The sequence below is a fragment of the Achromobacter sp. ACM04 genome (genome assembly GCF_014851465.1).
GTDB lineage: Bacteria > Pseudomonadota > Gammaproteobacteria > Burkholderiales > Burkholderiaceae_B > Achromobacter > Achromobacter aegrifaciens.
Map to the genome: position 1 here is coordinate 410,507 of NZ_JACUZS010000003.1, position 25,916 is coordinate 436,422.

Here is a 25,916-nt window from a genome sequence, read left to right on the forward strand (position 1 = left end):
AGCGCGGCCGGCCCGCGCCGCTTCGAAAGGCCGGCGCCATTTTTTGTCCTGTGGTTGTCCGCCATGTTTTCACTCCCGCTCTCTCTATCCCGCCAGGATGCAAAACCCTACAAGCAGCAGATCGCCGACCAGATCGAGGCGTTGATACGCGCCGGACGGTTGCAGGAAGGGGACAGGCTGCCGGCCATCAATCGGATGTCATCGCTGCTGCAGGTATCGAAGAACACCGTGCTGGGCGCGTATGAACTGCTGATCGATTCCAGCTTGATCCAGAGCAAGCCCAGCCGCGGCTATTTCGTGACGTTGAATCGCAGCCTGGTCATCAATCCGCGTTGCCCCGATTTCGTCCAGGACCGTCCGCCGGTCTACGCCGACGCCGTCAGCCAGGCTCTGTCCAGCGGCGTCTGCGGCCAGTCGCCGCCGATGCCCCTGCGCTATGACTTCAAGGTCGGCCGTCCCTCGGTCCACGCCTTTCCGCTGCGCCAGTTCATCACGCTGTCGAACCAGCTGCTGCGGCATGCGGGCTGCGCCATGGCCGAATATGCGCCACCGGCCGGCCTGTGGGGCTTGCGCGTGCAGATTGCCGATTACCTGTCGGCGGCCAAGGCGTTGAAGGTCGAACCGGAACAGGTGCTGATCACGGCCGGCAGTCAGGAGGCTTTGAGCCTGATCGCCTCGCATTTCCTGGACCGCCACGGCAGGGCGGTGTTCGAGTCGCCCTGTTACGCGGGATTCAGGAATCTGGTGCGGCGGCATGGCGCGCAGGAGGCGCCGGTTCCGGTGGACGGGCAGGGACTGCGCACGGATCTGTTGCCGGAAGGGCCGGCCAGGCTGGCCTATGTGACGCCGTCGCACCAGTACCCCCTGGGCCACGCCATGTCGCTGTCTCGGAGACGGCAGTTGCTCGAATGGGCGGGCCGCAGCGGCGCGCTGATCATCGAGGACGACTACGACGGCGACTTTTGCTATGAGTCTGTACTGCCCATGCCGCTGGCCGCGATGAGCCCGCGGCAGGTCGTGTACCTGGGGACGTTCTCCAAGACGCTGGGGCCCGGCCTGAGGCTGGGATACATGGTTTGCCCGCCTGCGCTGGTCGACGATTTCGTCGAACGCAAGGCCTTGCTCAACAACGGCAGTCCATGGCTGACGCAGGCCGTGCTGGCGCGCTACTTCGATGAGAACAGTTTCGCGCGTCACCTGCAGACCTTGCGGCGGCGCTACCAGGCGCAGCGCGACGAACTGCTGCGCGGCATCCGCAAGGTCTGGGGCGGACGCGGCCGGATCAGCGGACAGAATTCAGGGATGCACCTGGCCTTCGAACTGCCGGCGGACAGCCCACCCGCCGACGCGGTCGCCGCGGCCGCGCTGGCGCAGGGCGTGAGGCTGTATCCGCTGGCCCAGGCCGCCGCCTGTGCGGCCGAGGGCGCCGAGCCCCGACATCTGCTGTTCGGCTTTGCCGGTCTGGATACTGGCGAGATCGCCCAGGCCATGGCGCGCGTGCACGCGGCTTGCAAACAATTGCAGGAATCCTGTCCGGACCGGGCGGCGTCTCGCCCGTCTTTGGACGAAGCGCGCTGCGCGGGTGTCTAGCACGCCTGCCGCGTTTCCGGTAGGGACGGTGGCGCAGCGCGGGGACCGGCGGCATCGCTATGCGGCGCTGCCGCGTCGTTCGTAGAATCAATTTGTCCTATGACAATATAAGATTCGTTCGGCCTGTGGGCACCTGGGGCGGACGGTCACGCATGGAGATGCTGCGATGCCGATTACCGCTACCGGGTCCGTCCCGCTGACTTCCCGCCGGCCCGTGCCGGAGGTTCCGAATGCCGCAGCCCGGACCGGCAGGCGCCTGAACCGGACCGATGCCGCGTTCCTGCTGATCTGCCTTGCCGGCTGCGCCTATGCGTTGGCGGAGTTCGGCCCGTTCCTGAACGGCTACGAGAAAGCGATGCTGATCGGCGCCGTGCCGGCCCTGGCCTGGCTGGGATGGTTGTGGCGCCCCTTGCGGACTCTGGCCCTGTCCAGCGGCGCCAGCGCGCTGCTGGCCGTGTGGCTGTATGCGGGCGGGGCAGGGCTGCTGCAGGGCGACCTGGGGCGCGCCGAAAGCGTCTTCCTGCTCAAGTACCTGCTGTCGTCGCAGTCGTCCATACTCTGGATGAGCTGCCTGTTCGTGCTGGGCACGCTCTGCTATTGGGCGGGACTGGCCCGGCCCGCGATCGCCTGGCTGGGCACTGTCCTGACGTGGGGCGGGGTATGGGCAGGGCTGACCGGCCTGCTGGTGCGCTGGCGCGAAGGGCATCTGCTGGGACCGGATGTCGGACACATTCCAGTCAGCAACCTGTACGAGGTATTTGTTTTTTTCGCGCTGGTCACGGCGCTGTTCTACCTCTACTACGAGGCCCGCTACGCCACGCGGGCGCTGGGCGGCTTCGTCATGCTGGTGGTCGCCTCGATGGTCGTCTTCCTGTCCTGGTATTCGCTCGCGCGCGGCGCCCATCAGATCCAGCCGCTGGTCCCCGCGCTGCAAAGCTGGTGGATGAAGCTGCACGTGCCGGCCAATTTCATTGGCTACGGCACGTTCTCGCTGGCGGGCGCGGTGGGTTTCGCCTACCTGGTCAAGCTGCACGGGCAGAGCGCCGCAGGCAAGCGCCTGATTCCGGTTTTCCTGCTGGGTGCGCTGCTATGCGCCGAGCCGATGATCTTCGGCTCGCGGCGGCTGCCGCCTGTGTGGATGCTGTATTTCGGCGCGGGCGCCATCCTCGTGGGCGCGGTGCTGGCGCTGCGCCGGCCGATTGCCTGCCGGCTGCCGTCCCTGGAGGTGCTGGAGGACATCATGTACCGGGCCATCGCGCTGGGTTTCGCCTTTTTCACCGTGGCCACCGTGCTGGGCGCGTTGTGGGCCGCCGACGCCTGGGGCGCGTACTGGCAATGGGATCCCAAGGAGACCTGGGCGCTGATCGTATGGCTGAACTATGCCGCCTGGCTGCACATGCGGCTGCTCAAGGGGCTGCGGGGAGAGGTGGCGGCCTACTGGGCGCTCGCCGGCCTGGTGGTGACGAGCTTCGCCTTCCTGGGGGTGAACATGTTCCTGTCGGGGCTGCATTCGTACGGCAGCCTGTAGGCCCCTGCCGCCTTGCGGGCGGCGATGCGCGCTGGCATCGGGTGTCTTGGCGGAAGCGGTGAGATTCGAACTCACGAACGGTTGCCCGTTGCCGGTTTTCAAGACCGGTGCAATCGACCACTCTGCCACGCTTCCTGGTATTGCGTATATTCCGGCGATCCGGCCATCAGGCAAACAATCTGCCAGGCCGGGAACACGATACGCCGTAAAGGGCGCAATAATAATCCATTTGCTGCAAAGGAGGCACGCGATGCACGCCGTAGAAATCTCTCGCCCTGGTGGCCCCGAGGTCCTGGTCCCCGTGGAGCGCCCCACGCCGGAAACCGGCGCGGGTGAAGTTCTGATCAAAGTCAGCGCCGCAGGCGTCAATCGTCCCGACGTGTTCCAGCGCAAGGGCAACTACGCGCCGCCGCGCGGCGCCTCGGACCTGCCGGGCCTGGAAGTGGCCGGCGAAATCGTCGGCGGCGACCTGGCGGGCAGCGGTTTCGCCATGGGCGACAAGGTCTGCGCCCTGGTGGCGGGCGGCGGCTACGCGGAATACTGCGTGGCGCCCGCCGCGCAATGCCTGCCCATCCCCAAGGGTCTGTCCGACATCGAGGCCGCCGGCCTGCCGGAAACCTATTTCACGGTCTGGAGCAACGTCTTCGACCGCGGCCGCCTGTCCGAAGGCGAGGCGCTGCTGGTGCACGGCGGCGCCAGCGGCATCGGCACCACGGCCATCCAGCTGGCCCGCGCCATGGGCCACAAGGTCTATGCCACCGTCGGCAGCGACGACCGGGCCCGCGCCGTGGAAGCGCTGGGCGCCGAACGCGGCATCAACTACAAGACCCAGGATTTCGTGAAGGAAGTGCTGGACGCCACCGGCGGACGCGGCGTGGACGTGATCCTGGACATGGTGGCCGGCGATTACATCGGCCGCGACATGCAGTGCCTGGCCGACGACGGCCGCATCGTCATCATTGCCCAGCTGGGCGGTTCCCACGCCAATGTGGACACGGCCCAGGTCATGCGCCGCCGCCTGACCATCACCGGCTCGACCTTGCGTCCCCGTCCGGTCGCCTTCAAGGGCGCCATCGCCCGTGCGCTGCGCGAACAGGCCTGGCCCTTGCTGGAAAAAGGGGCCATCAAGCCCATCGTGCACGCCACCTTCCCGCTGGCCGAGGCTTCCCGCGCCCATGCCATGATGGAAAGCGGTGAAAACATCGGCAAAATCATCCTGACCATGTAAGAAATGGGGGGCGCTCGGCGTAGCGTCCCGCAACAGGATACAATCACGGGTTTCGCCTGGAATTTTTTCCAGGCAGGCCCGTGGGCGGTTGCTACGCAGCCCTTGGCTCGCCCCAGTCCAACCGATACAGATACCTCGCCATGACTTCAGTCGAAAACCGCGCCCGCCTCGTGCTGGGCAACTGGAAGATGCACGGCAACCTGGCCGAGAACGCCGCGTTGCTGACCGAGCTGCGCGCCGCGGATGCTGCGAGCCACTGCGAAATCGGCATCTGTGTGCCGTTCCCCTATCTCGCGCAGGCGGCGTCGGCCCTGACCGGCAGCAGCGTGTCCTGGGGCGCGCAAGACGTCAGCGCCCATGAAAAGGGCGCCTACACCGGGGAAGTCTCCGGCGCCATGCTGAAGGAATTCGGCTGCCGCTGGGCCCTGGCCGGCCACTCCGAGCGCCGCGTGCTGCACGGCGAGACCGACGAAGCCGTCGCCGCCAAGGCCCAGGCCGCGCTGGCCGCCGGCCTGACGCCGGTGGTGTGCGTGGGCGAGTCCCTGGCCGACCGCGAAGCCGGCAACACGCTGGCCGTGATCGAACGCCAGTTGAAGCCCGTGCTGGCGCTGGGCGCCGAGGCGGTTTCGCGCATGGTCCTGGCCTATGAGCCCGTCTGGGCCATCGGCACCGGCCGCACCGCCAGCCCCGAGCAGGCGCAGGAAGTCCATGGCGCCATCCGCGCCGCCCTGCGCGCGCTGGGCGCCGCGCAGGTGCAAGTGTTGTACGGCGGCAGCGTCAAAGCTGCCAATGCCGCCAGTCTGTTCGCCATGACTGATATCGACGGAGCCCTGGTCGGCGGCGCGTCGCTCGTGGCCGAAGAATTTTTGCGAATCGCCGCTATCTAAGTTTCCGTTCCGGAGTCTGTAATGCCCTTGATGCTCAAAATCCTGCTGGCCGTCCAAGTGATCTCGGCGCTGGCTATCATCGTCCTGGTCCTGCTTCAGCAGGGCAAAGGCGCCGACATGGGGTCCGCCTTCGGCAGCGGCTCGGCCGGCAGCCTGTTCGGCGCCACCGGCGCGGCGAACTTCCTCTCGCGCGCGACCAAGTGGGCCGCCGTGGTCTTCTTCGCGTCCACCGCCGGCCTGGCTTATGTCAGCCACAAGGGCAATAGCGGCCCGGCCGTCGACTCGGGCGTGATGCAGAGCTTCCCGGCCGACCGTTCGGTGCCGCAAGTGCCGGGCGCGGCGCCTGCTCCCGCTGGCTCGTCGGTTCCCGGCGCCGCCTCGGTTCCCGGCGCGGGTTCCGTGCCCGCCGCTCCGGCCAAGCCCGACGCGTCGGTGCCCTCGGCCCCGGCCGCTCCCGCCACCCCGGCCGCTCCGGCCGCAGGCGAAAAGCCCGCCGAAACGCCCGCGAAGTAAGGCACAGCAAACGGAAAGGCCGGCACATGCCGGCCTTTTTCATGGGCGGCGCGCGCCTGCCCGGACATCCTGTCATCGGCGGCCGTTAGCATGCGTCGTCGCCGCGCCGGCAGCGGGTAGGGTATCGTTGCCTGCGCACCCGGTTCCCGTTTCTCGATCTCCGCCATGGCCACATCCAAACGCACTCCCCGAACCCCGCCCGCCGCCGATCAGCAGCGGGGCTCGCCGCAGGCCATGCTGGCGCGCATCCAGAGCCTGTTGCCCTCGATGGGGGCGGCCTCGCAGCGCATTGGCGAATTCGTCATACGCAACCCCGCCGAGGTGGTGCACATGTCGGTCAGTGAAGTGGCCGAGCGCACCCAGTGCAGCGAAGGCAGCGTGGTGGGCTTTTGCAAGCTGCTGGGGGCCACGGGCTTTCAACAGCTGAAGATCGCGCTGGCGCAGCAGATCGTGCAGCCGGTGCAGTACATCCACGAAGACCTGGCCGCCCAGGACACGCCCGAGCAGGTCGTCAGCAAGATCTTCCATAGCAATATCCAGACCCTGCAGGAAACCGAATCGGTGCTGGACGTGGCAGCGCTGTCGGCCGCGGTGGACCTGATACGCGGCGCCCGCCGCGTTGAAATCTACGGCATCGGCAGCTCGGCCGTCATCGCGCACGACGCGCACTACCGCATGCTGCGCATCGGGCTGCATGCCACCGCAGTGACCGATTCCCACGTGCAGGCCATCAGCGCGTCGCTGACCGGGCCGGACGTCGCTGTGCTGACCATTTCGCACTCGGGCAGCACGCACGAGACGGTGTTGGCGACGCGGCTGGCCAAGGAAGCCGGCGCGCGCACGATCTGCATCACCAATTTCGGCAAATCGCCGATCCAGGAGCATGCGGACGTGGTGCTGCACACCATGTCGCGCGAGACCCGTTTCCGCACCGAGGCCATGACCAGCCGGCTGGCCCAGCTCGCCATCATCGACACCCTCATCGCTTGCCTGGCCTTGTCCGACTACGACAAGGCCGTCTCCACGCTGCGCAGCACCTTCGACGTGCTGTCGAACAAGCGCTACTGATCGTCTTCAATGCCCGCCGGCAGCGCATGTCGGCGCGGGCATGCGCTGTCCAGCAGCCTCGCCACGTCCGGCGCATCCGCGCAGGGCGCATTGCCCACCAGCAGGTAGCCGATACCCAGGCGTACCGCACCCAGCCCATCGGTGCGCACGTTGTCGCCGATCACCGTGACGTCCGCAGGCGCCAGGCCCAGCCGGCGCAATCCTTCCTCCAGCAGCATGGCTCCCGGCTTGCCGAGTATGTGCGGCCGCGCGCCGGGCGCGCAGGCCAGCACCGACTGCAATAGCGCGCCCGTCTCCGGGACGATGGCGCCTTGCGGGCCGGGATGGGTGAGGTCGCCGTTGCTGACCATCAACGCCGCGCCACGCGCCAGCTCGCCTGCCAGGGTCTGCAGCGTCCCGTAGCCGAAGGAGAGATCGCGCGCCAGCAGCACGATGTCCGCATCGCGGTCGACCAATGCCAGCCCCAGTCCGGCCGCGAAACTGCGCAATGCGTCCGAGGCGCAGAGCAGCACCGCGGCCCGCGGGTTTTGCCGGGCGATATGGCGCACGGCCTGTTCACCGGCCAGGACCAGCATTCCGGCCTGCACCGGCAGGCCCATCGCCCGTAAACGCGGCGCCAGGTCCGCCGCCGTGTCGGTGGAATTGTTGGACACGATGACGCAGCGCCCTGCCCAGCGGGTCAGCAGCTCGCTGGCGCCCGGTATCACTTCATGCCCCCGGATCAATGTCCCGTCCAGGTCCAGGATCAGGCCGCGTGATCGGGCGGTCCAGGGCGGTTCTGCCGTCGGCGCTTGGGGGAAGGAAGCGAGGGGAGTGCGGGCAATGCGGGTCATGGATCGGCGTGGTGGCGTCGAAGCGCGTGCAGGGTTGAAAGAAGTGGGCGCCCGCTACGGTTCGGGCCTGCCCGGCGGCTGTGATTCTATCTGAACAAAATTCAAAAATTCATTTTTTTGATTTGAGAAATTTTCATTTGCCTGTCATGTGCGGTGACTAATCTGCGTTCCGGAATCAGGGCCGAGCACGCTGCGCCCCGATGGCAACCTCAACAAGACTAGGAACAGAAAAATGAAGATCCGCACCTGCGCGTCCGCCCTGGCGCTGGTTTCCCTGCTGGCCGCCGCGCCTCTCGCACAAGCCCAATCCCTGGCAGACGGCTCGCAGCAACGTCCGCTGCGCGTGCTGCTGATACCCGCCGACGGCGGCACCGAGTCGGGCACCAAGGCCGACTACGCGCCGATCTTCAACGCGATCACGCGCAGCACCGGCCTGCATTTCCAACTGACCGTGGGCCAATCCTACGGCGCCGTGGTCGAAGGCATGTGCAACCAGTTGGCCGAGGTCGCGTTCCTGGGTCCGGTTTCCTACGTGCAGGCGCATGAGCGCCAATGTGCGCAATTGCTGGCCGTGGGCGTGCAGAAGGGCGAATCCGCCTACTACGCCGCGATGTTCGCCAAGGCTGATTCGCCGATCAATACGTTGGCTGATCTGAAGGGCAAGCGCGCCGCGTTCGGCGACGTGAATTCGGCCTCCAGCTTCACCTTCCAGGTGGCATCCATGATCAAGGACGGCATGGACCCGGCCAAGGACCTGGCGGCGCTGCAACTGACCGGCAGCCACGCCAGCAGCCTCGCCGCGCTGGTACAGGGCCAGGTCGACGCGGCCGCGCTGTCGTTCGATTCCTTCGACAAGGCGGTGCGCCAGGGCGCGGTGGACCCGAAGTCCGTGAAGGTGATCTTCAAGAGCGAACCCATCCCGTATCCGCCGTTGGCGATGAACACCAAGCTGCCCGAGACGCTGAAGGCCACGCTCAAGCAAGCCTTTGCCACGGTCCATCAGGCGCCCGGTGTAACGCCTGACATGGTGCGCGGCTATGGCGGCGCCAAGCTGGATCGTTTCGACACCGAGTTCTCCGAGGCGCAGTTCGCCGGCCCGGCCTCGAAGATGGCCCTGCTGACCGACGAGATCAAGGGAGAAATCCTGCAGAAGGCGGCACAGCGGTGATCGGCGGAGCAAGCGAAATGGACATGCTGCGCTATGACGCTGTAGGCATGCGCTATGCCGATGGGACCGCGGCGCTGAACTCGGTGTCGCTGCAGGTGCCGCGCGGCCAGTTCTGCGTGATCCTGGGCGCCTCGGGCGCGGGCAAGTCGACTTTGCTGCGCATGGCCAACGGCTTGACCGCGCCCACCCAAGGCGAAGTGTGGGTCGATGGCACGCAGGTGCAGCCCTCGACGCTGGCGGCCGTGCGGCCACGGATCGGCATGGTGCATCAGCACTTCAACCTGGTGTCGCGCGCGACGGTCGCGACCAACGTGCTGTCGGGTGCGCTGCCCGGCTTGCCGGCATGGCGCGCCTATCTGATGCGCTTCCCCGCGGAATTGCGCGAACGGGCCTGCAAGCTGGTGCGCGAAGTCGGCCTGCAGCCCGAGCACCTGCAACGCCGCGTGAGCGAATTGTCCGGCGGCCAGCAGCAGCGCGTGGGCATCGCCCGAGCGTTCATGCTGGCTCCGGCCTTGCTGCTGGCCGACGAGCCGGTGGCCAGCCTGGACCCGCGCATCAGCCGCGACATCCTGGAGTTGTTGCGCAATCAGGCACGCGAACGCGGCGCCACCGTGCTGTGCAGCCTGCATCAGGTCGACCTGGCCCGCGAGTTCGCCGACCGCATCGTGGCCCTGCGCCATGGCGTCATGGTGTTCGACGGACCGGCGGGCGCGTTCGATGAGGCCACTGCCCGTGCGCTGTATCAGGCGCCGCAGGCGGAAAGCGGCATGGCCGCGCTTGCGGGCCGCGGCCATGCTGAACCTCGCATGGCCAGGCCGATCCGGCCGGCGGTGCTGTCGGCGGGAGGCGCGCAATGAACACGCATGCATTGAAGACGCCGGCCGACAACGCGGCCTGGCGCCTGGATCCGCCCTATGGCGCCCGCGCGCTGCTGATCGTGATCGCTGCGCTGATGCTGTTCCTCTACACCGGGCAGCGGGTCGAGATGGGTCGCATGGCGGCGCTCACCCTGGACGGCGCGCTGGCGGCGGTGGGCCTGAAGGAGCAGTCCCAGGTCACCTCGGGCCTGGGCGCCCTGGCCGACAACCTGTTCCCGCTGCAGGTCTCGTACCGCACCGAGACTTCGCGCATAGAGGGCTTCGACCCGGACAGGCTGCCGTGGCTGGCGCATGTGGAAACGGTGCAGGTGACCGAGAGCCGGCTGAATCCGCACACGCTGAAGATGGAAGACGAGGTATCCACGCAGACCTATCTGGTCGAGCCGCTGGGCTATCTATGGCGGGTGGCGGTGAAGATGGTAGAGACCTTCGAGATCGCGATCTGGGCGACCTTGCTGGCCGTGCTGGGCAGTGCGCCGCTGGCCTATTGCAGCGCCCGCAACTACGCGCCCAACCGCCTGCTGTACGTGGCGGCACGCGCCCTCGTCAGCATGTTCCGTGCGATGCCCGAGCTGATCTGCGCGCTGTTCCTGGTGCTGGCCTACGGCTTCGGCCCGATTGCCGGGGTGCTGGCGCTGGCCATTCATTCGATGGGATTCCTGGGCAAGTTCTACGCCGAGGACATCGAAACGGCCGACACCAAGCCGCAAGAGGCGCTGGCCGCGATCGGCGCCAGCAAGCCGCGCGTGCTGGCCTACGCAGTGCTGCCGCAGGTCATGCCCAAGTTCACCGGCTACACCCTGTACATCCTGGACCGCAACGTGCGCATGGCGACCGTCGTGGGCCTGGTGGGCGCGGGCGGCATCGGCCAGGAACTCAAAGGCCGCTACGACATGTACCAGTACGCCCACGTCGGGACCATTCTCGTCGTGATCTTCATCACCGTGTTCTTGCTGGACCAGGTCGCCGCCCGCTTGCGGCGCCGCTTGAGCTGAGCCGGCGCGGCGGCCAGCCAGGCCGCCGCGCCCCGATAGGTTTTCTGCCGGACGGACCCGGCAACGTTCCCTGACCAGGAGTTTTCATGACCCCGTACTTTGCACTGGGCCGCGCCCTTGTTGCGGCCATCGCCTTGAGTTTGACCCTTGCCGCCTGCGGCGGCGATGACGACTCGGATGACGGCGCGACCACGCCGCCCGAGACCGGACAGCCAGAGACGCCGCCGCCCGCGCCGCAATTGCGCTGCGCGCCCTGAACGCCCGATCCGCCCAACCCCACGCAAGAGTAGCCCCATGACCAAGACCTATCCCTCGCATCCCGCCAGCGCGTCCCCGGCCTTGCCGGGCCGCCGGCAGTTCTTCCGCGCCTCGGCCCAGGCGGCCGGCGCCCTGTCGGCAATGGCCTTGCTGCCCGCCTCGATCCAGCGCGCGCTGGCGGTTCCGGCCGCGGTTGAAAGCGGCACCATCAAGGACATCAAGCACATCGTGATCCTGATGCAGGAGAACCGCTCGTTCGACCACTATTTCGGCACCATGCGCGGCGTGCGCGGTTTCGGCGACCGCTTCCCGATTCCGCTGGCCAGCGGTAAATCGGTGTTCTTCCAGCCCGACCCCAAGGGCGGCCAGGACATCCAGCCCTTCCGCCGCGATTCCAGGACCAGCAACGCGCTGATCGGATCGGGCACGCCGCACAATTTCCCGGACCAGCAGGCAGCCTGGAACCAGGGCAAGATGGACCAGTGGATCCAGTACAAGAACCAGGCCACCATGGGCTTCTTCATGCGCGAGGACATTCCGTACCAGTTCGCGCTGGCCGACGCCTTCACGGTCTGCGACGGCTATCACTGTTCCATCCTGACCGGCACCGATCCCAACCGCATCGTGTTCTGGTCAGGCGCCAACGCCAATCCCGAACTGCGCAAGCTGGGCGTGAACAGCACCGACACCGATTCGGAACCCGTCAACTCGCGCTGCTGGCCTAACCCGTCCAACTGGGTGGCGGGCCGCGCGCAGCTGGCCGACGGTTCGGGCCAGGTCGACCCCGCGACCGGCGCCTACAACTACAAGTACGTGAACAGCGCCTTCAAGTGGGACACCTTGCCCGACCTGCTGCAGCGCGCCGGGGTCAGCTGGCACATCTACCAGAACATGAACAACAACTGGACGGGCGCCATGCACGGCTGCCTGGCCTTCAAGAGCTTCCGCACCGCGCAGCCGGGTTCGCCGATCTATGAACATGGCCTGACGGGCGGCCCCGAGAAGAACGACGGCGCCGTCAACTTCCTAGCCCAGCTCAAGCAGGACGTCGCCAATGGCACTTTGCCGCAGGTGTCGTGGGTGTTGCCTACGCAGGCCCTGGCCGAGCACCCTGGCAGCAGCGAAGGCGTGGCCGGTGCCGCCGATTTCATCGCCGACGTGCTGGACGCGCTGACCTCCAATCCGGAAGTCTGGAGCAAGACCGCACTGTTCGTGACCTTCGACGAGAACGACGGCTTCTTCGATCACGCCGCCATGCCCGCAGTGCCGTCCTATGACGCCAATGGCGTGCTGATGGGCAAGTCCACCGTGCCGCTGGAGGGGGAGTATTTCGATGCCTCGGTGGGCAACTACCTGAAGGCCGACGACAAGATCACCGGCAACATCCGGCCGTGGGGTCTAAGCTCACGCGTGCCGATGTACGTCGTGTCGCCGTGGAGCAAGGGCGGCTGGGTCAATTCCCAGGTGTTCGACCATACCTCGGTGGGCCGGTTCCTGGAGCAGCGCTTCGACATCAAGGTCGACGCCATCAGTCCTTGGAGCCGCGCGGTCTGCGGCGACCTGACCACCTGCTTCGACTTCGTCAGTCCCAACGATCCGCGCGTGCCCACGCTGCCCGACACCAGCAACTATCCCGCGGTCAACGCGGCGCAGAAGCTGTTGCCCACCACCGCCGTGACCCAGGCGCCCGCAATCCCGCAGCCGCTGTTCCAGGAGACCGGCACGCGGCTGTCGCGCGCGCTGCCCTATGAACTGCACACCAGCGCCCGGTTGGGGGCGGATGGCGCGGTCGAACTGCTGTTCAGCAACACGGGCGAAGCCGGCGCGGTGTTCCATGTGTACGACAAGCGCAACCTGGACCTGATCCCGCGGCGCTACACCGTCGAAGCCGGCAAGACGTTGTCCGACACCTGGACCGGCGGCGACTATGACCTCTGGGTGTACAGCAGCAACGGCTTCGTGCGGACCTTCTCCGGCAATACGCAGCGTGGCGCGGCCTTGGAAGTGCAGGTCTGCTACGAGCCGGCAGGCAGCGCGCTCTACGTGAAGGTGTCCAACCGCGGCACGGCCAGCCTGCAGGCGAACCTGCAATCCAACGCCTACCGCAAGGACGGCCCCTGGACCCTGGCGGTCGAGCCGGGCAAGGTCGCCGAACACCACTGGTCCATCAAGGAAAGCGGCAACTGGTACGACTTCACCGTCACCGCCGAAGGCTTCGAACGCCGCTTCGCGGGACGCATGGAGAACGGCCGCGCGAGCGTCAGCGATCCGGCCATGGCGCTGCATCTGTGATGGCTCAGGCATGAGCGGGCCGGGCGCGCATCGGGGTGCGCGTCCGGCCGGTCCGCAACAACAATCGATCAACATACAAATGAAGCACACATACGCAATTCTGGCCGCCAACGGCTTGTCGGTGGCGGTTCTGGTGGGCGCGCTGGCCGGGGGATCGGCCGCGCAGGCGCAGACCGCGCCGCCTGTGAAGTGGGACGGCAGCAACCTCGGTTATGGGCCGGGCGCCGCTCAGGGCGTGACGGGCAAGGGCAATCACGCGATCGGCAAGAACGCTGGCGCCAACGTGAAAGGCAGCAACAATATCGGCCTGGGCAATGGCGCGGGCCAGGACGTGAGCACCAACTGGAACCTGGCGATCGGCGAGGGCGCGGGCTCCAAGGTCGGCGGCAAGAACGCCAACCAGGCCATCGGCTATTACGCCGGCACCAATGTGCAGGGCGGCTGGAACCAGTCGTTTGGCCGAAGCGCCGGCCAGAACGTCACGGGCGACTACAACGATGCGTTTGGCTTCTGGGCCGGCACGGATACGGTGGGCAACAACAATGCCGCCTATGGCACCAACGCCGGGCGCAATGTCACCGGCAACGGCAATTCGGCCTTCGGCCAGGAAGCGGGCCGCAACGTCGTCGGTGACGGCAACCTGGCGCTGGGCCAGAACGCGGGGCAGAACGTGGAGGGCGAGGGCAATCTGGCGCAGGGCAAGAACGCCGGGCAGAACGTGACCGGCGCCAACAACACGGCTGCCGGCGCCTACGCCGGCTATGGCGTGCAGGGCGACGGCAATACGGCTGGCGGGCTGGCTGCGGGGCGCGACGTCGTCGGCAATAACAACGTGGCGCAGGGCACGGCCGCGGGGTCGGGCGTGCGGGGCAACGACAACGTGTCGATAGGCTCGAACGCCGGACGCGGTTCCGTTGCCGACCGCAGCGTGTCGGTGGGAGCGGATTCGTCCGCGGCCACGCAGAGCGTCGCGGTCGGCGCAGGCGCGGTGGCCAGCGCGGGCAACAGCGTGGCGCTGGGGGCGGGGTCCTCGGCGGCGCGCGGCGCGCAGGAGAACTACGAAGCCTACGGCATGGCGCAGCCCCAAAGCTCCACGGGCGAGGTGAACGTGGGTGGACGCCAGATGACGGGCGTGGCTGCAGGCAGCGAGGACACCGATGCCGTCAACGTGGGCCAGCTGCGCGCCGCAAGCAGCGCAAGCGAGGCGCGCGTGGGCGCCGTCGAGCATTCCCTGCAGAACCTGCGCAGCGATCTGGAGTCCCAGGAGCGCATGCTGAGCGCGGGGGTGGCTGCGGCCATGGCGACGGCTTCCTTGCCGCAGGCCTACTTGCCCGGCCGCAACATGCTGTCCATGGCGGGCGGCACCTGGAATGGGGAATCGGGTTACGCCCTGGGGCTGTCGCGCGTGTCCAGCGGCGGGCGCTGGGTCTACAAGGTGTCGGCCAACGGCACGTCCCGCGGCGACTTCGGCGGTGCCGCGGGGGTCGGATACCAGTGGTGAGGCCGGGCCTGCGATAATGCCGCAAGCGCGGCGGCCGGCGATGGAACGCGGGCCGCCGCCAGCACAGGCATACCCGGATCGGCCCCATGGAAAAGCGTTTGATGCCATCGATGATGGCGCTGCAATGTTTCGAGGCGGTGGCGCGGCACATGAGCTTCACGCGCGCCGCCGAGGAACTGCACATGACCCAGAGCGCGATCAGCAAACAGATCGCGCAGCTGGAGGCGCTGCTGCGCAACCCGCTGTTCCTGCGGGTGCGGCGGCGCCTGCAACTGACGCCTGCGGGAGCCTTGTACCAGTCCGAGGTCAGGGCCATCCTGAACCAGGTGGACATGTCCTCGCGCTACATCCTGACCTACGGCAGCGAGACTCAGGTGCTGACCATCGGCACCCAACCCACCTTTGGCGCGCGCTGGCTGATCCCGCGCCTGCAGGGCTTCATGGCCGCCCATCCCGACATCCAGGTCAAGGTGCGCAGCGAAACGCGGCCCTTCGACCTGATGCAGGCCAAGATCGACATCTCCTTCTTCTTCGGCCATGGCACCTTGCCGGGCGCCCAGTGCCGGGAATTGTTCGAGGCCGAGGTCGTGCCGGTGTGCGCGCCCGGCTTTCTTCCGGGTGACAGGGTCGACAGCCTGGAGGCGCTGAGCGCGCAGGCGCTGATCCAGTGCGCCTCGCGTCCGGAGGCCTGGCACGACTACTTCTCGCGCCAGCAATTCCAGTCCGACCGCAGCTACCACGGTCCCCGCTTCGATACCTTCTACATGTGCGTGCGCGCTGCGGAGGGCGGTTGCGGCGTGGCGTTGACGCCGCGCCTGCTGGCCGAAGAAGAGCTGCAGGCCGGCAAGCTGGTGATTCCCTGGGACTACGTGCAGCCCAGCGACGGCGCGTACTTCGTCGCCTATTCCGAGCACTCGGCCGAAGTGCCCAAGATCAAGCAGTTCGTCGCCTGGGTTGAGGAAGAGGCCGCGCGCAAGCGTGAGCGCGACGCCCAGCGGGCGCGGTCCATGAAAAAACGGACTGATTAAGCCGATTTTTTTCATTTGATCGCACGCGCGGCGCATGATTTCATGCGGGCCATCCTTGTTTACCGATGTGCCGAGCCCGCCATGAGTCAGAATTTCGTCAATCCGGACCAGATCCGCGCCTGGTTCTCCCGCGCCATGTCCGACATGTACAAGTCGGAAGTGCCGCTGTACGACACGCTGCTGGACCTGGTCGCCCAGGTCAACGCCAAGACGCTGGCCGAACAGCCCGAGTTGGCCGCCCAACTGGCCCGCACGGGCGAGATCGAGCGCCTGGACATCGAGCGCCACGGCGCGATCCGCGTCGGCACCGCGCAGGAACTGGCCAACATGCGGCGCGTGTTCGCCGTGATGGGCATGCAGCCGGTGGGCTACTACGATCTGTCGCCGGCCGGCGTACCGGTGCATTCCACCGCCTTTCGCGCCACCCACGAAGCCTCGCTGCAGGCCAGCCCCTTCCGCGTCTTCACCTCGCTGCTGCGGCTGGAACTGATCGCCGACGAGGCCCTGCGCGAGAAGGCCGCGCGCATCCTGGCCGCGCGCCAGATATTCACCGCGCGTACGCTGGAACTCGCGGCCCGCTTTGAGGCGCAGGGCGGACTGGTTGAAGCCGAGGCCCGCGAATTCGTGGCCGAAGCCCTGCACACTTTCCGCTGGCACAGCGAGGCCACCGTCAGCCTGGAAGACTACGAGGAACTGCACGGCCAGCACCGCCTGATCGCCGATGTGGTGGCCTTCAAGGGCCCGCACATCAATCACCTGACCCCGCGCACGCTGGACATCGACGAGGCCCAGGCCGAGATGCCGCGCCGCGGCGTGTCCGCCAAGGCCGTGATCGAAGGCCCGCCGCCGCGCAAATGTCCGATCCTGCTGCGCCAGACCAGCTTCAAGGCGCTGGAGGAGGCGGTTCTGTTCGCCGGCGCCGACGGCCAGTCCGCGGCCGGCAGCCACACGGCGCGCTTCGGCGAGATCGAGCAGCGCGGCGTCGCGCTGACCCGCAAGGGCCGCGCGCTATACGACCAATTGCTGGATCTGGCCCGCAGCCGCATCAGCGGCGCGCCCAACGAAGGCAATGCCGCGGCCTACATGCAGAACCTGCAGGACTGTTTCGCCGCCTTCCCGGATGACTATGACGCGCTGCATGCGCAGGGGCTGGCCTATTTCCGCTATTTCCTGACCGGCAAGGACGGCGCGGATGCGCAAGCCAGCCTGCAGGACCTGATCGCCCAGGGCTACATCCGCTTCGAGCCGCTGGTGTACGAGGACTTCCTGCCCGTCAGCGCGGCCGGCATCTTCCAGTCGAACCTGGGCGACAAGGCCCAGGCCGAATACGCGCAGAACGCCAGCCAGGCGGCTTTCGAGCAGGCCCTGGGCGCCCAGGTGCAGGACGAGCTGGCGCTCTACCAGGACACGCAGGACCGTTCGCTGGCCGCCTGCATGCAGGCGCTGCGCGCGCAGGCCGGCTCGCCGGTGGCCGCATGAGCCGTCTGGATCGTTGCCTGTCCGTGCGCGACTTCGAACGCGAGGCGCGGCGCATCATGCCGCGCTGCGTCGAAGGCTACGTCTGCGGCGGCACCGAGGACGGCGCCTCGCTGGCCGAGAGCGTGCGCGCATTGAGCGACGTGGGTTTCCGGCCGCGCGGCCTGCGCGTGGTGGACCAGCGCAGCAGCCAGGTCGAACTCTACGGCCAGCGCTACGCCATGCCGGTGGGCTTCGCGCCTACCGGGTTCTCCGCCATCGTCATGCATGAGTGCGACCTGGCGCTGGCGCAGGCCGCCCAGCAGGCCGAGATTCCCTTCATCATCAGCGGCGCTTCCAGCGTGCCGCTGGAACGCTTGCAGGAGGCCACGGGCAAGCGCTGCTGGTACCAGGCCTATCTGCCGGGCAATACCGAGCGCATCGGCAAGCTGATGGCGCGGCTGCGCCAGGCCGAGATCCCGGTGCTGGTCGTGACCATCGACACCTGCGTCGGCGCCAACCGCGAGAACCTGCAGAAGCTCTCGTTCACCGTGCCCTTCAAGCTCAGCCCCAGCGTGATGCTGGACGGCATGCGCCACCCGCGCTGGAGCTTCAACGTCTTCCTGCGCACGCTGCTGGGCAGCGGCATCCCCAGGTTCTCGAACCTGTACGAAGAGATCGGCCCGCCCATCACCCAGGACCCGCCCAACGGCTTTCGCGGCGAACGCGACAAGCTGTCGTGGGAACACATCCGCTGGATCCGCGAGAACTGGCCGGGCAAGCTGGTGCTCAAGGGCGTGATGCATCCCGATGATGCGCGCCTGGCCTGCGCGGCGGGCGCCGACGGCGTGATCGTGTCGAACCACGGCGGACGCCAGCTGGATGGCTGCATCTCGCCCGTGCAGGCGCTGCCCGACGTGGTGGCCGCGGTGCCGCCCGGCTTCCCGGTGATGGTGGACGGCGGTTTTCGCCGCGGCTCCGACGTGCTCAAGGCCGTGGCCCTGGGCGCGCGCATGGTCTTCACCGGCCGGCCCCAATTGTTCGGCGCGGCCGTGGCCGGCAGCGCCGGCATCCGCAAAGTGGCGGACATATTCCGCAGCGAGATCTCGACCAACATGGCGCTGCTCGGCTGCGCGACGCTGGCCGACCTCACGCCGGACCTGATCGCGCCCTTGCGGCCGGCAGGCGCCGTCTGACGCGGGCGGCTGTGCCGCCCCGGGCAGCAGCGCCCGCACAACAACAAAAAACGGTGCGCATCCCCATGCGCGCCCATCCGTTTTCGACAGGAGGAAACATGAAGAAGATCTATACCAAACTGGCCGGCGTGGCGGCAGTGCTGGCGTGCATCGCCAGCGGACCGGCGCAGGCCCAGGCCGGCGCCTATCCGACCAAGCCGGTGCGGCTGGTCGTGGGCTACGCCCCGGGCGGCACCACCGACATCAGCGCGCGCATGATCGCCGACGTGCTGGGCAAGGAGTTCGGCCAGACCTTCGTGGTGGAGAACAAGCCCGGCGCCAACAGCAACATCGGCGCCGAGTCCGTCGCCCGCTCGGCGCCCGACGGCTACACGCTGTTCGTCGGATCGATTTCCACCGCGATCAACCAGTCGCTCTATTCCAAGATGTCCTATGACGCGCTCAAGGACCTGGACGCCGTCGCCCTGCTGAACGTGGTGCCCAACATCCTGGCCGTCAACGCCAGCGTGCCCGTCAAGTCGGTGCAGGAATACATCGCCTACGCCAAGAAGAACCCCGGCAAGCTCACCTGCGCTTCGCCCGGCAACGGCTCGTCCGCCCACCTGGGCTGCGAACTCTTCAAGATGAAGACCGGCATCGACATCCTGCACGTTCCGTACCGCGGCAGCGGCCCGGCCGTGGCCGACCTGCTGGGCGGACAAGTGGACTCGATCTTCGACAACCTGCCGCCGCTGCTGCCGCATGTGCGCGCCGGCAAGCTGACCGGCCTGGCCGTCACCACCGCCAGCCGCGTGCCGTTCGCCCCGGAAATCCCCACCATCGCCGAATCCGGCGTGGAAGGCTTTGACGTGGCAGCCTGGTTCGGCGTGTACGCGCCGGCCGGTACACCGCCCGAAATCGTCCAGAAGGTCAACGCCGCCATCAACAAGGCCCTGACCTCCGACGCCGCGCTGGCCGCCAGCTACCAGACCAACGGCTTCCTGATGCCCCCGCCGCCCAACACGCCGCAAGCATTCAAGGCCTTCATGGAAAGCGAAACCCGCAAGTGGGGCGAAGTCGTCAAGGCGACCAACCTGCAGATCAACTGATAGGCGGGGGGAGGGGGCATTCGCGGCTCCTCTGGATAGTACTTGGGGACGGATTGGTGGCATGCCAGCGACAAAGCGGCACGGAACCACCCGTTTCCCAATTTGCGTGATAGAATGTTCGACTTTCCAGGAAAGCACGCTTTTCTGGCTGAAGTTAGCCGACGTGGTGAAATTGGTAGACACGCTATCTTGAGGGGGTAGTGGCGAAAGCTGTGCGAGTTCGAGTCTCGCCGTCGGCACCAAGAATTTGTTCCAGGGGTCGCCCCTGGAAAATGCAAAAGACCCGCATTCCTTTGACCAGGATGCGGGTTTTTTCATTTCGCGGTGTTCCCAGCGCCGCGGCAACTATCGGGAACGCATGGCCAGCCAGCTGCGGCAGTCTACCCGCAATCAAAGGCGCTGCCATATGCCGCGAGCAGAGTCTTGCACCCTCAGACCGGCAATGTTTCGAAGCAATTGCCCGTGAATCCCTGATTCCAAGAGCCTGCTATAAAGTCGGCTACAGCTTTTCTGCAGGACCAGGAAATGTCCATTCAAACGTTGAGCCGCTGTGGTGTGGCGATTTTCGCGGCTGCGCTGATGGCCGGTTGCTCGTCCAGCGGTTCCAAGACTTCGGATCAGGCTGCCGCCAAGTCGTATTCCTCCTCTGCCCGCGCCGGCGGCGAGTGCGCGAGCCGCAGCAAGTGCATCTACAAGGGTGCCTACGAATCAGGGGAACGGAACTACGCCGAAGCGGAAGCCAAGCGCCTGAACATGGCCGAGCTGGAGCGCCTGCGTCGCGCTTTCGGCAATTGAGCCCGGCAGGAAACCGGCGCGCGCCCACGCCGGAAGAAATCATGCGGCACTACGACTCGGATCCGGACGAGGATCCCTGGGTCCGTGGCAAGCCGGCGCCGGAATTGGTCGCGGTCGTACCCTATGACCCTGATTGGCCGGTCCGTTATGGCCAGCTTGCGACGCAGGTGCGCGAGGCCTTGGGACCGGCGGCGCTTGCGGTCGAGCATATGGGATCGACGGCGGTTCCGGACCTGCCGGCCAAGCCGGTGATAGATATAGACCTGACAGTGGCCGACCCCGTCCAGGAGGACTCTTATGTCCCCGCGCTGGAGGCGGCCGGTTACGCGCTGGTCTTGCGGGAGCCGTCCTGGCATCAGCACCGTCTTTTGCAGCTGGCCGCGCCGCGCGTGAACCTGCATGTGTTCGGCCCGGACTGCCCCGAGAACGTCCGCCACCGGATGTTCCGCGACTGGCTGCGCCAGCACGACGCCGATCGCGATCTGTATGCCCAGGCCAAGCGCGAGGCGGCGGTCGGCGCGATGCAGGTCATGGACTACAACAAGCGCAAGGAAGCGGTCCTGCGCCAGATCTACCAGCGCATGTTCCGCGCCGCCGGCTTCATCTGAGGCGCGCCGGCGCGGACTTTCTCCATCCGCCTCAGTAGTGGCTTTTCAGTGGCACGGCCGGGTCGGCCAGCACGTCGCGGGGCGGGTTCAGCCCCAGCTCCAGCAGCTTGCGCGCCGCCAGGTGGTCCATTGGGGCGTTGATCGATTCGACGCAGACCAGATGGCCGTCGGCAAAGTGCAGGATCGAGAAGCTGCCGGGCTTGGCGCCCGGGCGCAGGACGCGCTCGGTGTCCGGCGGCGCCAGGCCGGCGATCTGCAGGCGCAAGGCGCCCTGGTCGGACCAGAACCAGGGCAGGGCGTGATACGGCGTCTTGGTGCCGAGCAGCACGCCGGCCAGGGTGCGGGCCTGGTCGTTGGCGTTCTGCACCGACTCCAGGCGCAGGGTCTTGCCCCAGCGCGCATACGGAAACGAGGTGCAGTCGCCGATGGCGTAGATGCCGGGCGCCGAGGTTTGCATCAGCCCGTCCACCACGATGCCGTTCAGGCAGTCCAGGCCCGCAGCCTGCGCCAGCGTGATCTCGGGCACGGCGCCGATGCCGGCGACCAGCAGGTCTACCGGATGCTCCACGTCGTTGACGACTACGCTGCGCACGCGGCCGTTCTCGGTCCGGATGTGTTGCAGGTCGGAGGACAGGCGCAGGTCGACGCCGGACTCGTGCAGCACGCGGGCGACGTGGTCCGAGGCTTCGGGCGACACGGAGCGCGCCAGCAGGCGCGGCGCGGATTCGAAGACGGTGACCGGGCGTCCCAGGGCGCCGGCCGTGGCCGCGATTTCCAGGCCGATGAAACCGCCGCCCACGACCGTGACCGAAGGCGCGTCGGCGATCGCGGCGCGCAGGCGCGCGGCATCGTCGGCGTTGCGCAGGTAGATCAGGTTCTGGAGTTCATCAGGGACGTCCGGCAGGCGCCGCGCGCGCGTGCCGGTGGCCAGCACCAGCGCGTCATAGTCCAGCTGTTTGCCCGAAGCCAGCGTCAAGCGGCGCGCGTCGCGGTCTATGCCGACCGCGGGATCGGCCAGCAGCACCTGCACGCCGGCGTCGGCGTAGACCGCCTCGGCGCGCAGCAGCTGGATCGGGGCTTCCGGATCCTTGATGTAGGTCTTGGAGAGCGGCGGGCGGTGGTAGGGCAGCGAGGCCTCTTCGCACACCAGCGTCAGGCTGCCGGGAAAGCCGCCTTCTATCAGGCTGGCGCACAATTGCGCCGCCGCGTGGCCGCCGCCGACGATTACCACCTTCTGCATGCATGACTCCTGTTCTGCCTGGCCCGGTCTCGGGCCGAATCGGCAATGCTACCGCAGGTGGCAGCTGGAGGAAGTGCATGAAAGTGGGCACTGCGCGTCCGAACGAGATCGGGTCGCAGCGATTGGGGGCGGGCTCAGGCGCCCGGCAGCATGTAGCGGGCGGAAACGGCCAGGATGCGCTGCGCGGATTCGCGCAGCCTGCGCGCTTCGCGGTGGGCGTGGAGGGAAACCACGGCGTCGTAGCGGCGCGCGCTGAGCGGGCCGGCCAGCAGCACCGGGCGGCGGGTAAGTATCGGGGATATCAAGCGTTGCATGTGGAGCATTCCTGCGGGCGTCAGGCCCTGTCGATGCCAGGTATCGTAAGGCGGCCAGGGGCGGCGGCCAACGAAATACCTTTTATATGAATATCCGGCGCGCGCCCGGGATCGGGGGCTGGCGGATATCCGGACGCCAGTATCGCCCGCGAGTATGACAGCCATATGCCAGTGCTGCGCGCGGCCGCCCGGCAGGGAACGGGCAGGCCGGCGCACAGGCGTTCCGGTCGGCCGCGCCCTTGGCGTGGCTGCCGCCTCAGGGCGCCTTCAGCCGCGACGGCACTTCGCCCACGTCGCTGCACACTGCCAGCACTTCGGCGGGCTTCCTGCTCATCGACAGGTACACGTGGCCGATGCTGCTGTCGAAGTAGGCGGTCTCCAGCTTGCCCAGCACGACGCTGTCGCCATTTTCGAACTGGATGCGGACCTTGCCCGACAGCACCAGCGCGAATTCCTGGCCCGGGTGCCGGATGTAGTCCTCGAACTCCACCACCTTGCGCGAGTCGATGAGCGCCAGCATGGGCGTCATCTTCTTGCCGGGGTATTCGCCCATGAGCAGGCGGTAGTGGTAGTTCTCGGTGACGTAGTCGCGGGCGTCGCTGAGCTTGTTCTTGACGAAGGTGGGGGCGACGGCGGCCTGCGAGGCGTCCGGCAGCATGAACATGCGGGTCATGTCTATGCCGAGCGCGCCGGCCAGCGCGGCGAACTTCTCGTAGCTGAGGGCAATCTGCCCCAGCTCTGCCTTGGACAGCGTCGAGACTGCGATGCCGCTGGCGCGGGACAGCGCCTGCAGGGTCATCTTGCGCGCCTTGCGCTCGGCCCGCAGGCGAGCGCCCATTTCTTCCTTGCCGACGATCTCGGGCGGGGATGTAGTGCCGGGTAGGGCCATGTAGCGATCTGGCAGGTAGGAGGTGGTTGGGGCAGGGCCCGCAAGCCCCGCTGCGTATGCCGGATTGTAAGGGCTGGCCGGGATCAGGCACCCGCCCGGTTGAGGACGCGGCCCGCGTGCTGGCCGGTGAAGGCCTGGCCTTCCCAGACGGGCGCGCCGTTGACGTACACCGAGTGGATGCCCGCGGCGCGCTCGGTGGGACGATCGAAGGTGGCCGAGTCGGCCACGGTGGCGGGGTCGAAGACCACCAGGTCGGCGTAGTAGCCGGGCTGCACCTGGCCGCGTTCGGCCAGGCCGAACTTGGCGGCGGTCAGGCCGGTCATCTTCCAGACCGCGGTTTCCAGCGGGAACAGGCCCAGGTCGCGTGAGTAATGGCCCAGCACGCGTGGGAAGGTGCCCCACAGTCGCGGGTGCGGACGCTCGTCGTGGGGCAGGCCGTCGGAGCCGATCATGGTGGGGCCGAACGCCAGGATGCGCTGCACGTCGGGCTCGTCCATCATGAAGTAGATGGCGCCTGCGGGCTGCAGCTCCGGCACCACGTCGTACTTGGACTTGCCGCGCTCGGCGGCGATTTCCTCCAGGTCGCGCCCGCTCAGTTCGGGAAAGGGCTTGCACCAGGTGATGAGCGTGCGGCCAGCCAGCAGCACGCGGTCCTGCTTGAGCATGGTGGAGCCGGCCACGTAGGGATAGGCGTCCAGCGACACGTCCTGGCTGGCCATGGCGGCCTCGATCAGCGCCAGCGTTTCCTTGGAGCGGCCGAAGTTGGGCTTGCCCATGACCTTGTGGTGCGAGATCACCACCGGCACGTCCAGTTCGCGGCCGATGCGGAAGGTCTCTTCCAGTGCCGCCACGATATGTTCGCCTTCGTCGCGCATGTGGGTGGCGTAGACGCCGCCATGCGTGCCCAGCGGGCGGCACACCGCGATGATTTCCTCGGTGCTGGCATGGGCCGCGGGCGGATAGAACGCGCCGGTGGAAATGCCGATGGCGCCGCTGGCGAGCGCGTCGTCGGCCAGCGCCCGCATGGCCTGGATTTCCTCGGCCGTGGCTTCGCGCTTCAGATCGGGCATGACGGCAGCGCGCAGGGTGGAATGGCCCACCATGCAGGCGGCGTTGACCGCGGGCGGCGCGGCGCGCAGGGCCTCCAGGTAGTCGGAGAAGCGCTCGAAGCGGAACGAGCCGCCTTCGTCCAGCAGGTCCAGCGGCGCGGGCGGGTTGGCGTGCGCCAACGGCGCCAGGCTGATGCCGCAGTTGCCGGTGACCACGGTGGTGACGCCTTGCGAGATCTTGGGCGTCATGTCGCGGTGCTTGAGCAGATAGTTGTCGTCGTGCGTGTGCGAATCGATGAAACCCGGCGACACCACTTTGCCGGCCACGTCGATGCGCCGCCGGGCACTGCTGGCGCTCAGGTCGCCGACGGCGGCGATGCGGTCGCCGCGCACGCCGACATCGGCCAGCCGGCCCGGCGAGTTGGTGCCGTCGATGACGGTGCCGCCGGCAAGGATGTAGTCGAACGGGTTGGCGTCGGTCTGGGACATGCGTATCTCCGGCTAAACGGGGGTGGCGAAGTGGCAGGCGACCTGCTGTTCGGGGGCGATCTGGCGCGGCTGCGGCGCTTCCTCGGCGCAACGCGGCTGCGCCATCGGGCAACGGGTGCGGAAGGCGCAGCCCGAGGGCGGCGACAGCGGGCTGGGAATCTCGCCCTTGAGCACTTCCACGGGCTTGCGCTCGCCCTGTCGGGCCGAAGGGACGGCGGCCAGCAGGGCGCGGGTATAGGGATGGGCGGGCCGTTCGAAGATGGCCTCGCGGGTGCCGGTCTCGACGATCTTGCCCAGGTACATCACGGCGACGCGATGGCTGATGTGGCGCACCACGCTCAGGTCGTGCGAAATGAAGACATAGGTCAGCCCCAGGTCGCGCTGTAGGTCCATCAACAGGTTGATGACCTGCGCCTGCACCGACACGTCCAGCGCCGACACCGGTTCATCGCAAACGATCAGGCCCGGGTCCAGCGCCAGCGCGCGGGCGATCACGATGCGCTGGCGCTGGCCGCCGGAGAACTCGTGGGGATAGCGGTCGGCGGCGTCCGGGCGCAGGCTGACGCGGGCCAGCAACTGCGCGACTCGGTCGCGGATGGCCGCGCGGCTGTGGCCGAAGGCGCGCAGCGGCTCGCCGATGATGTCGCGCACCCGCATGCGCGGGTTCATCGACGAGAACGGATCCTGGAAGATGAACTGCATGCGCTGGCGCATGGCGCGCAGCTCGCGGCTGTTCATGGCGGCCAGGTCGCGGCCTTCCAGCAGGATGCGACCTTCGGTGGGATCGGTCAGGCGGATCAGGCATTTGCCGGTGGTCGATTTGCCGCAGCCGGATTCGCCCACGAGGCTCAGCGTCTGGCCGCGCGGCACCGACAGGGAAACGCCGTCGACCGCGCGCAGCACCTTGGCGCCGCTGCCGCTGTCCACGGGGTAGTGTTTCTTCAGGCCGACGACTTCCAGCATGGGCGGGGCGTCGGCGGCGGGCGCGGACACGGCGCTCGCAAGGGGGATGTCGTGCAGATTCAT

24 protein-coding genes and 2 tRNA genes are annotated in these 25,916 nt (G+C 67.5%); 19 read left to right on the top strand and 7 right to left on the bottom strand.

Annotated features, from left to right (window positions below; genetic code table 11):
* The first annotated feature begins 63 nt into the window (after nt 1-63).
* Complete coding sequence (locus IB259_RS18265) at nt 64-1,590, top strand: PLP-dependent aminotransferase family protein (RefSeq protein ID WP_192329824.1); 1,527 nt, start codon at nt 64-66, stop codon at nt 1,588-1,590.
* Nucleotides 1,591-1,756: 166 nt separating this feature from the next.
* Nucleotides 1,757-3,118: a c-type cytochrome biogenesis protein CcsB gene (gene ccsB / locus IB259_RS18270; RefSeq protein WP_192329826.1), complete on the top strand. Its 1,362-nt coding sequence runs from the start codon at nt 1,757-1,759 to the stop codon at nt 3,116-3,118.
* A gap of 47 nt (nt 3,119-3,165) precedes the next feature.
* On the opposite strand, the gene IB259_RS18275 is transcribed toward ccsB, so the two are convergent.
* Nucleotides 3,166-3,253, bottom strand: a tRNA-Ser gene (locus IB259_RS18275).
* Between the two features lie 115 nt (nt 3,254-3,368).
* On the opposite strand from IB259_RS18275, the gene IB259_RS18280 reads away from it, so the two are divergent.
* From IB259_RS18280 to IB259_RS18295, 4 genes are all read left to right on the top strand, one after another.
* On the top strand, nt 3,369-4,346 hold the full coding sequence (locus IB259_RS18280; protein ID WP_054450236.1) for an NAD(P)H-quinone oxidoreductase: 978 nt from the start codon (nt 3,369-3,371) through the stop codon (nt 4,344-4,346).
* Nucleotides 4,347-4,486: 140 nt separating this feature from the next.
* Entirely contained in the window at nt 4,487-5,233 is a 747-nt protein-coding gene (tpiA, locus tag IB259_RS18285; protein WP_054450238.1) for a triose-phosphate isomerase, read from the top strand.
* A gap of 21 nt (nt 5,234-5,254) precedes the next feature.
* Complete coding sequence (secG, locus tag IB259_RS18290; protein WP_054450241.1) at nt 5,255-5,746, top strand: preprotein translocase subunit SecG; 492 nt, start codon at nt 5,255-5,257, stop codon at nt 5,744-5,746.
* A 165-nt stretch (nt 5,747-5,911) separates the two neighbouring features.
* Nucleotides 5,912-6,814 carry a MurR/RpiR family transcriptional regulator gene (locus IB259_RS18295; protein ID WP_225596896.1) on the top strand — a complete coding sequence of 301 codons (903 nt, stop codon included), beginning with the start codon at nt 5,912-5,914 and terminating at the stop codon, nt 6,812-6,814.
* Here the strand turns inward: IB259_RS18295 and IB259_RS18300 are convergent.
* Nucleotides 6,808-7,647, bottom strand: coding sequence for an HAD-IIA family hydrolase (locus tag IB259_RS18300; RefSeq protein ID WP_119450854.1), 840 nt, complete (start codon nt 7,645-7,647; stop codon nt 6,808-6,810). The two genes, IB259_RS18295 and IB259_RS18300, sit on opposite strands and share 7 nt — an antisense overlap.
* Nucleotides 7,648-7,879: 232 nt before the next feature.
* Here IB259_RS18300 and IB259_RS18305 point away from each other — a divergent pair, with 232 nt between their 5' ends.
* From IB259_RS18305 to IB259_RS18365, 13 genes are all read left to right on the top strand, one after another.
* The gene (locus IB259_RS18305) at nt 7,880-8,815 is read left to right on the top strand and encodes a phosphate/phosphite/phosphonate ABC transporter substrate-binding protein (RefSeq protein ID WP_119450855.1); all 936 of its coding nucleotides are present in this window, start codon (nt 7,880-7,882) and stop codon (nt 8,813-8,815) included.
* Between the two features lie 17 nt (nt 8,816-8,832).
* A complete protein-coding gene (locus IB259_RS18310) occupies nt 8,833-9,672 on the top strand; it encodes a phosphonate ABC transporter ATP-binding protein (RefSeq protein ID WP_054450248.1) in 840 nt (279 codons plus the stop codon).
* Nucleotides 9,669-10,688, top strand: coding sequence for a phosphonate ABC transporter, permease protein PhnE (gene phnE, locus IB259_RS18315; RefSeq protein ID WP_054450250.1), 1,020 nt, complete (start codon nt 9,669-9,671; stop codon nt 10,686-10,688). The genes IB259_RS18310 and phnE overlap by 4 nt, the downstream gene beginning before the upstream one ends.
* A gap of 86 nt (nt 10,689-10,774) precedes the next feature.
* Nucleotides 10,775-10,945, top strand: coding sequence for a hypothetical protein (locus IB259_RS18320; protein WP_166738396.1), 171 nt, complete (start codon nt 10,775-10,777; stop codon nt 10,943-10,945).
* Between the two features lie 37 nt (nt 10,946-10,982).
* Entirely contained in the window at nt 10,983-13,238 is a 2,256-nt protein-coding gene (locus IB259_RS18325; protein WP_175159515.1) for a phosphocholine-specific phospholipase C, read from the top strand.
* A gap of 79 nt (nt 13,239-13,317) precedes the next feature.
* Nucleotides 13,318-14,739, top strand: a complete 1,422-nt coding sequence (locus IB259_RS18330) for a YadA-like family protein (RefSeq protein WP_119450857.1) — start codon at nt 13,318-13,320, stop codon at nt 14,737-14,739.
* An 86-nt stretch (nt 14,740-14,825) separates the two neighbouring features.
* Entirely contained in the window at nt 14,826-15,767 is a 942-nt protein-coding gene (locus IB259_RS18335) for a LysR substrate-binding domain-containing protein (protein WP_119450858.1), read from the top strand.
* A gap of 81 nt (nt 15,768-15,848) precedes the next feature.
* Nucleotides 15,849-17,246 carry a VOC family protein gene (locus IB259_RS18340; protein ID WP_054451301.1) on the top strand — a complete coding sequence of 466 codons (1,398 nt, stop codon included), beginning with the start codon at nt 15,849-15,851 and terminating at the stop codon, nt 17,244-17,246.
* A complete protein-coding gene (locus IB259_RS18345; protein ID WP_192329828.1) occupies nt 17,243-18,418 on the top strand; it encodes an alpha-hydroxy acid oxidase in 1,176 nt (391 codons plus the stop codon). Before IB259_RS18340 ends, IB259_RS18345 begins: the two co-directional genes overlap by 4 nt.
* A 98-nt stretch (nt 18,419-18,516) precedes the next feature.
* On the top strand, nt 18,517-19,506 hold the full coding sequence (locus tag IB259_RS18350; protein ID WP_054450261.1) for a tripartite tricarboxylate transporter substrate binding protein: 990 nt from the start codon (nt 18,517-18,519) through the stop codon (nt 19,504-19,506).
* A 157-nt stretch (nt 19,507-19,663) separates the two neighbouring features.
* A tRNA-Leu gene (locus tag IB259_RS18355) sits at nt 19,664-19,748 on the top strand.
* 283 nt (nt 19,749-20,031) lie between these two features.
* Nucleotides 20,032-20,301, top strand: coding sequence for a hypothetical protein (locus IB259_RS18360; RefSeq protein WP_119450861.1), 270 nt, complete (start codon nt 20,032-20,034; stop codon nt 20,299-20,301).
* Nucleotides 20,302-20,342: 41 nt separating this feature from the next.
* Nucleotides 20,343-20,909 carry a GrpB family protein gene (locus IB259_RS18365; protein WP_192329830.1) on the top strand — a complete coding sequence of 189 codons (567 nt, stop codon included), beginning with the start codon at nt 20,343-20,345 and terminating at the stop codon, nt 20,907-20,909.
* A gap of 31 nt (nt 20,910-20,940) precedes the next feature.
* Here the strand turns inward: IB259_RS18365 and IB259_RS18370 are convergent, their stop codons facing one another.
* The 5 genes from IB259_RS18370 to IB259_RS18390 all read right to left on the bottom strand — a co-directional run bounded on the left by IB259_RS18370 (nt 20,941) and on the right by IB259_RS18390 (nt 25,916).
* Complete coding sequence (locus tag IB259_RS18370; protein WP_119450862.1) at nt 20,941-22,149, bottom strand: NAD(P)/FAD-dependent oxidoreductase; 1,209 nt, start codon at nt 22,147-22,149, stop codon at nt 20,941-20,943.
* Between the two features lie 134 nt (nt 22,150-22,283).
* Entirely contained in the window at nt 22,284-22,463 is a 180-nt protein-coding gene (locus IB259_RS18375; RefSeq protein ID WP_054450268.1) for a hypothetical protein, read from the bottom strand.
* 256 nt (nt 22,464-22,719) lie between these two features.
* Complete coding sequence (locus tag IB259_RS18380) at nt 22,720-23,352, bottom strand: helix-turn-helix domain-containing protein (RefSeq protein WP_054450270.1); 633 nt, start codon at nt 23,350-23,352, stop codon at nt 22,720-22,722.
* A gap of 83 nt (nt 23,353-23,435) precedes the next feature.
* Nucleotides 23,436-24,890 (bottom strand): amidohydrolase family protein, encoded by a 1,455-nt coding sequence (locus tag IB259_RS18385; protein ID WP_192329832.1) that lies wholly within the window; start codon nt 24,888-24,890, stop codon nt 23,436-23,438.
* Nucleotides 24,891-24,902: 12 nt separating this feature from the next.
* Nucleotides 24,903-25,916 (bottom strand): ABC transporter ATP-binding protein, encoded by a 1,014-nt coding sequence (locus IB259_RS18390; protein ID WP_054450273.1) that lies wholly within the window; start codon nt 25,914-25,916, stop codon nt 24,903-24,905.